Consider the following 9,917-nt stretch of genomic DNA (forward strand, 5'->3'; position numbering starts at 1 on the left):
AAACTCTGACAGCAGTGGTCTGTGCAAAGCCTGGAATGCTTTCTAGGTTTTCTAAATCATGATTAGGCAAAGACTTCGCTAACTTAACCATTCTTGCGATTAAATTTTCTCTTTGATCACTTAAATTAAGCAATCTGTGTGCATAATACTGCACTTGCTCGACTTCTATGCTAGAGCAAGATACAACTGGATAAGCTTGATAAGTTAATTCAATTAATTTATCTGCAGTCCTTAGAGCGTGTTTAAAAGCAATCCCCTTTAAGCTCATTAACCAGTTAATAAGCTGTTTTTTATCTTCTCTTCTTACTAAGTCACAATGAGGATATCGCACAACTATTTGCCAGTAATTTTTACCTTTAGCAGAAGAAAATAGATTTTCAATTTCAGGAAAAGTCGATTGTAAAGCTTGATGAAGTCTATTTTTAGCCATTACTAGGTCAGCTGTTAACTGGTCATAGAAACGACTCAAAGCATTAAGCTGCTTATAAGTTTGAGATTGAAGTTGATTAATTGGATGATGATATAGTCTTTGAATTAAGGCTAAATGATAAGCATCAGTTTTATCAGTCTTATTATGACGTAGTCCCATATCCATTTCTTTTTTAGCTTTAAGAGGATTAAGAATTACATATTCATAGCCGTAGTCTTCAAGAAAAGCCTGCAGTCTGCGTGAATAAACACCGGTAGCTTCAAAAATAATTTGTGGATGTTTAGAAAAAGCAGCCAGCTCATGAAGTAATTGAATAAAACCAGGACGATCATTGGTAATAGTAAGTTCATTTTTACTTTCACCAATTAGTTCGCAAACAGTAGAATTCGACTTGCTTACATCAATTCCAAAAGTAACTTGCATAATATAACCCCCTAAGCTCAAGTAGTAAAACGTATTTACTTAAGAAATCAGATCTAATTTTCTAAACTCGACATCTAAGTGTCCACATTCTTCGAAGAGACTCCTGAAAACTCAAGCAAAACTGCCAGTTTATTATGCGACATCAAGTGTCTAAAGACCTCAGGGCATATCGTTTTACTACTACTTTAATTCTACAAAAGAATAAAAATAGTGAATCAATTATCCCGTCGGATAACTAATTCACTATTTAGCTTAGAATGTTTACTATGTCTAAATTTAATAAAGAACAAAAAATAGAAATTTATCATAAATGGAAAGATGAAAATATCTCAATCAGTCAATTGGCTAAAGCGTACAGAATGAATCTAGCTAATTTAGACTATATGCTTAGATTAATTGATATGCATGGAATAGAAATTTTAACTACTAAAAACCAAAGCTATTCCAAAGAGATCCAGCAGCTGAAAGAAGAAAACTTGCGATTGCGTATTGTGAACGAATACGTAAAAAACTAAGTGCCTTGGATCAAGAAGATCAGAAGAAATAGCTAGGGTGATTACGGATCTAAGGCAAGAATTCAAAGTTAGTTTAAATTATGTATTAGCTGCGATTGCAGAGCACCCTGAGCTACCTATAATTGCCGGAAGCTCATACTACAAGATTATCAAACGACAGCCCGTCAAGCCTAAACGGTCAAAGCTTATTGCTAGAATCCATGAGATTTTTAATCATCATCAAGGCCGCTATGGATATCGCAGAGTAGCTTTGCAGTTAATCAGAGAGGGCTGGAAAGTTACGGAGAAAACCGTTCGCTATTGGATGCATAAATTAGGTCTTAAAGGCATCAGGCGCAATAAGCGCAAATATTCAAGCTATAAAGGTACTATTGGCAAAATAGCTACAAATTTAATTCATCGTGATTTCTTCGCAGCCCTGCCTAACACAAAATGGTATACTGATATCACTGAATTTCATCTTAATAATGAAAAGCTTTATTTATCGCCTATTCTAGACGGCTGCGGTGGCGATATAGTTTCTTATACTATCTCCAAACATCCAGATATGGATTTAGTAATGACAATGCTTGACAAGGCTTTTGCCAAAGAAACAGCTCTTAATAACTGCATTTTTCATACTGATCAGGGCTGTCAGTATCAAAGCCCTCGTTATCAGCGAGCTTTAAAACTCCATGGTATTACTCAAAGCATGTCCAGAAAGGGCAACTCCATGGATGATGGGCTAATGGAGAACTTCTTTGGCCTGCTCAAAACTGAAATGTTCTATGATCAAGAATACAAGTATCATAATCTTCAAGAATTAACTCAAGCAATCGAGGAATATATCGAATACTGTAACAACGAAAGGATAAAGAGCAGATTAAAAGGCTTAACCCCGAAAGAGTATCGAAGTCAAGCCTGTATTAATCCAATATTTTAATTGTCTACTTTTTACGTCTCAGTACATAGAACTTACTTATTATACTTTTATTCAAAATTGTCCATTTCTTCGATTGCCTTTTCCCAGGCAGAATTTGCTTCATCTAATTTCTGTTGTACATCAGAAAGTTGTTCTTGCAGTGGCCCCAATTTATCAAAGCTTGAAGCAATTTCTGGATTGGCCATTTCGGTTTGGATTTCTTGCTCTCGTTCTTCAAGCTGTTCAATTTGTTTTTCTGCATTATCAATTGCACGCTGCAACTTTCTCTTTTGAGAATCACGTTGCTTTTGCTCTTGGTAAGAAAGTTTTTGCTGGCTAATTTGTTTGCTTGGCTCGACTTCTGTCTCAGCGGCACTATTTTCAGCCATAGCTGCTTGTTTTGCCTTCTCATCAAGATAATAAGAATAATTGCCATCGTAGACTTTAGCATGCCCATCGCGAACTAAAACAATCTTATTAGCTAGTTGATTGATAAAGTAACGGTCGTGGGAAACAAAGAGCAGGGTACCATCAAAGTCTTTTAAAGCTTTTTCTAGTACTTCTTTTGCTTCGATATCTAAGTGGTTAGTTGGTTCATCCATCAGTAAGAAGTTATCATGTTCAAGTGATAAAACAGTTAAAGTTAACCGTGCTTTTTGTCCACCAGATAATTGACCTACCGTTTTATCAATGTCTTTAGCTGTGAATAAAAAGCTGGCTAAGATTGACCGTACATCGCGTTCAGGCATGGTTTTGTGACGATCCCAAACAGTATCCAATACAGTCTTAGATGGATCTAGTCCTTGTAATTCTTGGTCGTAATAACCAATCTCAAGGGATGCGCCATACTTAATTGAGCCACTCTTGGGCGTTAATTGCTTCATAATAGTCTTAAGCAGAGTAGATTTACCGATTCCATTTGGTCCAATAATCGCGACGCGATCTCCTTTATTAATCTGGAAGGAAATATCTTTAACCATGGTTTTATCGGGATAACCAATCGTCAAATCGTTGAAAATTAATACTTCCTTGCCAGAAGGATGATCGCTTGAAAAATGAATCCGTACCTTATTTTTATGTTTAGGTGGAGTAATCCGCTCAATTTTTTCTAGTTTTTTACGCCGACTTTGTGCACGCTTAGTGGTAGTTGCTCGAACCAAGTTTTTTTGGATAAATTCTTCATCTTTTTTGATTTCAGCTTGTTGCTTTTCATAAGCGGCTTCTTGGTCCTTATCACGTTGCTCGCGCTGCATGACATAGGCTGAATAGTTGCCCTTAAAAGCAGTTAATTTACCAAATTCTAGTTCAAAAATTTGGGTTGCTAAATGATCTAAGAAATATTGGTCGTGGGAAACCACGAGGATTGCACCACTGTAATTCTTTAAAAATCCTTCCAACCAATCTAGGGTATCTAAATCTAAGTAGTTAGTTGGCTCGTCCAATAACAACAGAGCAGGTTTGCGTAAAAGTAATTTAACGAAAGCTAACCGTGTTTTTTCACCACCGGATAAACTACCAATCTTCTTTTGCCAAGTGTCTTCAGGAAACTTAAAGCCATTCAAGATACTTTTAATATCAGATTGATAAGTATAGCCGCCTTTTTGTTCAAAGTTGAATTGCTTTTGATCGTATTGCTTAAGCAATTCTTGATCTTCAGGATGATCTGCAATTTTTTCTTGTAGTTGGACTAAGCTTTTTCCTTCCCTTATTAAAGGAGCGAAAACGGTTTCCATTTCATCCCAAATGGTTTTATTTTCATCTAATGCATTTTCCTGAGCGATATAACCAACATCAATGCCTTTATTAACTGTAAATTCGCCGTGAGTTGGTTCTTGCTCACCAGTCATTATTTTTAACAGGGTGGTTTTACCAACCCCGTTAGGGCCAACCAATCCGATTCTGGCATTGGAATCGATTGAAAAATTAACATTTTTGAATAATGTGTTGGCCCCAAATTGTTGTTCTAAATCGTGTCCTTGTGCAATAATCATAATTTTTCACCTAACCACTATTCTACCATATAGCGCAAATTGTTTGTTTTTAAGTTAAATATGTGAAAAAAATGATAATTTGTGAAAAAGATACTTGCATAAGTACTATCATAGCAGGTATGATAGAAGTGCTTGATTGTACATTCACAAACATTTAAGTTTGGAGGGTTCCTATATGGAAAAAATAAAAATCCCAAAAGCAACGGCAAAAAGATTACCATTATATTACCGTTATTTGATTATTTTAAATGAAGAAGGCAAAGATAAGGTTTCTTCAACTGAGCTGTCAGAGGCAGTTCAAGTAGATAGTGCTTCAATTAGAAGAGATTTTTCATACTTTGGTGCGTTGGGAAAACGTGGCTATGGATATGATGTAAAGAATTTATTGAGCTTCTTCAAGAAAATTTTGAATCAAGATACTTTAACTAATGTTGCTTTAATAGGTGTAGGTAATCTGGGACGGGCGCTGCTTAATTACAACTTTAAGCGCAGTAATAATATTCGAATTTCCTGTGCTTTTGATATCAATAAGGAGATTACTGGTCGTATCTTAAGTGGTGTCCCCGTTTATGACATGGACGACTTAAAGCAACAACTAAGTGATCAACAGATTACAATTGCAATTTTGACAGTTCCTTCAACAGCTGCTCAGAAAACTACAGATGAAATGGTTGATGCGGGTGTAAAGGGAATTATGAACTTTACTCCGATTCGTTTATCAGCTCCAGCTGATGTGCGAGTACAAAATGTAGACTTAGCAACCGAATTGCAAACGTTGATCTATTTCTTAGATAGTGACAAAGAAAACTAAATTTGAGTAAAAGAAAAAGCCGATTTTCGGCTTTTTTTCATGCAGTTGTTTCACTCTTGATTAATTTGACAGGCAAAATATAATTCTTTTGGCGCAATTTTTCGTCGGGATTGGAAATTCGGGTAAGCAATAACTTAACCAATAAAGTTGCAATATCATGAATTGGCTGAGCAATTGTGGATAGTTCCGAATGGTAAGTTTGAATTTGCTTTGTTCCGTCAAAACCAATCACTTTTAATTCCTTAGGCACTTTAATGCCTAATTTTTTTGCTTCTTGTAAAACTAAAACTGCAGTTAAATCATCTGTGCAGACGACGCCATCAGGATGATCATTGACTAACATGTCATGAATTTTCATATTTTTAATGTTGGAAGAATCAGAAAAAGCAACTGAACGAATGTGGGCTGAAAAGTGACATTCCTTTGCTTCATCAAGATAAGCTGCTAGTCGTTCGTCAGTCGGATTACCTTTTCTGTGTTCATTGCCCAGAAAGTAAATTTTGTGACAACCAGTTTGAACCAAGTCATGTACTGCCAACTTGATGCCTTGATAATTATCACAACTAACAATTGGAACATTATCAGATAGCTTTCGGTCGAAAGAGACAATTGGCAAACCTAGTTGTTGGTATTCATTGATACCTAGATTGTGCGCACCAGCGATAATGCCATCAACTTGATTAGCCTGAAGCATGCGCAGATATTCGCGTTCTTTTTCTTTGTTTTGTCCTGCATTGCATAGGATTACTTTATAGTTTTGTTGGAATAAAGTGGTTTCGATATCCTGTACTAATTCCGCAAAAAAAGGATTAGTGATCTCAGGAAAAATCAAACCGACTAATTTCATTTTCTTTCCTTGTAATGAGCGGGCAATAGAATTGGGACGATAATTTAATTCCCGCATTGCGGCAAAAACTTTATCTTTAGTTTTTTGACTTAAATAGCCATGGTTGTTGATTACCCGCGAAACGGTAGTTACAGAGCAACCGGCTTTTTTGGCAACGTCGCTTAATTTTGCTGCCATAGTATCACCTGATGTTTAAAGAATTGTTTGCATTTGCCAAAGCTTGCCAGTGTAGTCAATGTCTTGAGCAAACGCAATTTTTTTGTTGGTCTGATCGGCAAAGTAGCGTCCAGTCAATACCTTTTCACCATCATTAACGAATACTTCGATTAATGAATGATCAACAAAGATATCAAGCTTGAGGTCATGATTTGGTGAAAGCGTAATAGCTCGACTTTCGCCATAATCAACTGCTACTTTTTGCCCAGCATGAGCACGATCTAATACTAATTTACCATTTTTGGTATCGAAATTGAGCTGTAAACTGTTACTTAAGTCATTATTTGCAGCTAAATGTAAAGTGCCACTTTGGTTAGCCTTAATTGTTAATTCAAGTTCAAATTGTTGGCCGGCTTGATCGCTGACTACTTGATTAGATATGCTTGCTTCGTTTTTGCGGATACTGCTTATTGCCTTAACTGGCGTTTGAATTAACTTGTCACTCTTTAGGTGGAGTTCCTTCACTTGACTCAAGCAGTTAGCCCAGTTTTCATCATCAGTAGGGTAAGTAGTGTCAGGCAAGCCAACCCAACTGACTTCGTAGGCATTACCATCTGGGGCGTTAAAGGCCTGAGTGGCATAAACATCGAACCCGTGATCCAAATTGTGTAATTTACCTGGATTAATTAACTTATGATTTTCCCAGTCAATATCATCAGCAATAACGTACATATTTGGGTAAATGTCATCATAAGCTGCTACTTTTTTGTCTAAACCCTGAGGACAGAAAATGACCACGACTTTGCCATCAACACGGACGATGTTGGGACACTCGATCATGTAGCCCATGTCTTCGTTGGTAAAGTCTAAGAAGCCCAATTCTTCCCAGTTCTTTAGATCCTGAGACTTCCAAACGTCAATGTGACCGTGTTTTTCCTTTTTATCTTGGGCACCTAAAATTGCGTAGTAAGTGTCATTTTCTTTGATAATTTGGGGATCGCGAAAATGTTCGGTGATGTGATCTGGATTCTTAAATAGGATGGTTTTGTCTGAAACTTTATTATTTTTATCCATCCAAGCACCGATTTGATAAGGAGTACGTACCCAATTTTCATCGCGGTGGTTACCGGTATACATGATGAAAAGCTTACCATCGATTTCGCGAGCAGAGCCAGAATAAGCTCCATGTGAATCAGCCATTGTGTCTGGTTCAATACCTAAGCCTAAGTTTTCCCAGTGAACCATGTCAGTTGATTTGAAGTGCCACCATGACTTTAGACCGTGAACTGCGCCGAATGGATATGATTGATAGAAGAGGTGGTAAGCACCATCAAAGTAGGAAAATCCATTAGGGTCATTAATTAAGCCAGAAATAGGATGCAAATGATAGCGCATTTGGTAAGGTGAGTTTGCGGCTTGTGCTTGCAAATGCATTAATGTATCAGCGTCCCAATCTTGATAAGGTAAGTAACGTTTTTCTCTTGTCCATTCCATAAATATGCCTCCATGAAAGCGTTGTCTTTTTACATGTATTTTAAGTTAGTCTGAAAAATATGTCAAACGTTTAACAGAAAGAAAAATACTTAGTAATTCATAAGTAAATAAAAGAAATAAAGAATTTTATGTCAAACGATTGACATATTTTTTGAATGCGTTATCATAATTAGTGAATTGAGAATAAAACGTTTACATAGGAGGAATCAATATGGACCACAGAAAAGTGGCTGAACGAGTAATTAAAGACGTCGGCCGTGACAATATTATTGCCGGTGCCCACTGTGCTACTCGTCTGCGTTTAGTATTAAAAGATGATTCAAAAGTCGACCAAAAAGCATTGGATAATGATCCAGATGTTAAGGGTACTTTTAAAACCAATGGTCAATATCAAGTAATTATTGGGCCAGGGGATGTTAATGACGTTTACGATGAGTTCATTAAAATCACTGGTTTAAAAGAATTATCAACTGATGACTTAAAGAAGGTTGCAGCTGAAGGTAAAAAGAAGAATCCAGTAATGGATTTCATTAAACTTTTGTCTGACATCTTTGTTCCAATCATTCCAGCCTTAGTTGCTGGTGGTTTGTTGATGGCTTTGAACAACTTCTTGACTTCACCAGGTCTGTTTGGACCAAAGTCAGTTGTTCAGATGGTACCGAATGTTGCTGGTATTTCAAGTATGATTCAAGTTATGTCAGCAGCTCCGTTTATTTTTATGCCAATTCTAGTCGGAATGTCGGCAGCTAAACGGTTCGGTGCTAACCAATTCTTGGGTGCTACAATCGGAATGATTATGACGACACCTGGACTCCTTGGTGCAAATCACTTCTGGGACATTTTTGGCTTGCATGTTGCGCAAACTAACTATCAATACCAGGTTATTCCAGTTTTAGTAGCTGTTTGGGTATTGTCAATTTTGGAAAAGTACTTCCACAAGCACTTGCCATCAGCTGTTGACTTTACCTTTACGCCACTTCTTTCAATTATGATTACTGGCTTTTTGACTTTTACAATTATTGGGCCAGTCTTCAAAGGCGTATCAGATGGTATTACCAATGCTATCGTTTGGCTATATGACACTACTGGTGCCTTTGGGATGGGTGTCTTTGGTCTTACCTATTCAGCTATTGTTACTACTGGGCTTCATCAAAGTTTTCCAGCGGTTGAAACTCAGCTTTTAGCAGCCTTTGCTAAGAATCCAGCCAGCTCTGGTGACTTTATCTTTGTTACCGCATGTATGGCTAACGTAGCTCAAGGTGCCGCAACTTTCGCTGTTTACTTCTTAACTAAGAACAAGAAGATGAAGGGCTTGGCTAGTTCATCAGGTGTTTCAGCACTTCTTGGTATTACTGAACCAGCACTTTTCGGTGTTAACTTGAAGTATAAATTCCCATTCTTCTGTGCCTTAATTGGTTCAGGTGTAGCTGCTGCTTTTGCGGGCTTGATGCATGTTACTGCAGCCGCTCTTGGTTCAGCTGGTTTCTTAGGCTTCCTTTCAATTTATCCTAAGACTATTCCAATGTGGGTTGTTTCCGTATTAATTAGTTTTGCTGTTGCCTTCATCCTTACTTATGTTTATGGTAAGGGTCATTTGAAGGAAGAAGTTGCTGAACAAGATGTTCCAGTAAACGACGCAACTGATTATGCTGAAGAAACTCAAAAGGCTGAAAAGCTTGGTAAGGAACAAATGGCATTAAAGGATGAAGTTATTGCTTCACCAGTTGATGGTACTCCTGAGAGTTTAACTAAAGTTAATGATCAAGTATTCTCTGCTAAGTTAATGGGTGATGGTGCAGCCGTTATTCCAAGTGATGGTACGATCTATTCACCAGTTACTGGTACTGTGACTATTGCTTATGAAACTAAGCATGCTTATGGCATTAAGTCAGACGATGGTGCAGAAGTATTGATTCACATTGGTCTTGATACTGTAAACCTTAAGGGCGAGCACTTCGAAAGTTTCGTTAAGCAAGGTCAAAGAGTTAACAAGGGCGATAAGCTCGGCACAGTTGACTTAGATGCTGTGAAGAAGGCAGGCTATGATACTACTGTCATGGTAGTAATTACTAACACTGCCAACTATGCAAATGTTTCAAGAATTACTGATGCGGGTGACAAGCACGGCGACAAGTTGATTGCTGTTACTGCACACAATTAGTTTCTTCTACTCCTCTAGAAAAAATTGAGACTGTAAAATAGTTTGTGTAAGGATGAATGATTCCTTAAATTTATTTCTTTAAACATTAGAAAAAGGAGTTCCTTTCTCGTATGATTGGTTTGAACAAAAAAAAACATACAGAAAGAAGAACTCCTTCATGAATGATTTTACCAAAGATTTTGCTCAAG

General features: G+C 37.2%; 6 protein-coding genes and 1 pseudogene. 3 read left to right on the forward strand and 4 right to left on the reverse strand.

What is annotated here, in order from left to right; all coding sequences use genetic code 11:
• Positions 1 to 853, reverse strand: an 853-nt coding sequence (locus tag CP366_RS09845) for a transposase (protein ID WP_098043582.1), incomplete at its 3' end; no start/stop codon positions are given.
• 266 nt (positions 854 to 1,119) lie between these two features.
• Between CP366_RS09845 and CP366_RS09850 the strand changes: the two are divergent.
• Positions 1,120 to 2,290, forward strand: a pseudogene (locus CP366_RS09850) (IS3 family transposase).
• 47 nt (positions 2,291 to 2,337) lie between these two features.
• On the opposite strand, the gene CP366_RS09855 reads toward CP366_RS09850, so the two are convergent.
• A complete protein-coding gene (locus tag CP366_RS09855) occupies positions 2,338 to 4,260 on the reverse strand; it encodes an ABC-F family ATP-binding cassette domain-containing protein (protein WP_061204449.1) in 1,923 nt (640 codons plus the stop codon).
• Between the two features lie 175 nt (positions 4,261 to 4,435).
• Here CP366_RS09855 and CP366_RS09860 point away from each other — a divergent pair, with 175 nt between their 5' ends.
• Positions 4,436 to 5,071 carry a redox-sensing transcriptional repressor Rex gene (locus CP366_RS09860; RefSeq protein ID WP_005720571.1) on the forward strand — a complete coding sequence of 212 codons (636 nt, stop codon included), beginning with the start codon at positions 4,436 to 4,438 and terminating at the stop codon, positions 5,069 to 5,071.
• A 37-nt stretch (positions 5,072 to 5,108) separates the two neighbouring features.
• Here CP366_RS09860 and CP366_RS09865 read toward each other — a convergent pair whose 3' ends face one another.
• Both CP366_RS09865 and CP366_RS09870 read right to left on the reverse strand, forming a co-directional pair.
• On the reverse strand, positions 5,109 to 6,095 hold the full coding sequence (locus CP366_RS09865) for a LacI family DNA-binding transcriptional regulator (RefSeq protein ID WP_089147823.1): 987 nt from the start codon (positions 6,093 to 6,095) through the stop codon (positions 5,109 to 5,111).
• 15 nt (positions 6,096 to 6,110) lie between these two features.
• Positions 6,111 to 7,568, reverse strand: a complete 1,458-nt coding sequence (locus CP366_RS09870) for a sucrose-6-phosphate hydrolase (RefSeq protein ID WP_005720567.1) — start codon at positions 7,566 to 7,568, stop codon at positions 6,111 to 6,113.
• A 211-nt stretch (positions 7,569 to 7,779) separates the two neighbouring features.
• Here CP366_RS09870 and CP366_RS09875 point away from each other — a divergent pair, with 211 nt between their 5' ends.
• Entirely contained in the window at positions 7,780 to 9,729 is a 1,950-nt protein-coding gene (locus tag CP366_RS09875) for a sucrose-specific PTS transporter subunit IIBC (RefSeq protein ID WP_005720565.1), read from the forward strand.
• Positions 9,730 to 9,917: the final 188 nt, after the last annotated feature.

It is taken from the genome of Lactobacillus sp. UMNPBX15 (assembly GCF_002553785.1).
Lineage (GTDB): Bacteria > Bacillota > Bacilli > Lactobacillales > Lactobacillaceae > Lactobacillus > Lactobacillus crispatus.

What these genes read in the sequence shown, in the direction of transcription:
- CP366_RS09855 (WP_061204449.1), bottom strand. Translation starts at nt 4,260, where the DNA reads ATGATTATTGCACAAGGACACGATTTAGAACAACAATTTGGGGCCAAC.
- CP366_RS09860 (WP_005720571.1), top strand. Translation starts at nt 4,436, where the DNA reads ATGGAAAAAATAAAAATCCCAAAAGCAACGGCAAAAAGATTACCATTA.
- CP366_RS09865 (WP_089147823.1), bottom strand. Translation starts at nt 6,095, where the DNA reads ATGGCAGCAAAATTAAGCGACGTTGCCAAAAAAGCCGGTTGCTCTGTA.
- CP366_RS09875 (WP_005720565.1), top strand. Translation starts at nt 7,780, where the DNA reads ATGGACCACAGAAAAGTGGCTGAACGAGTAATTAAAGACGTCGGCCGT.
- CP366_RS09870 (WP_005720567.1), bottom strand. Translation starts at nt 7,568, where the DNA reads ATGGAATGGACAAGAGAAAAACGTTACTTACCTTATCAAGATTGGGAC.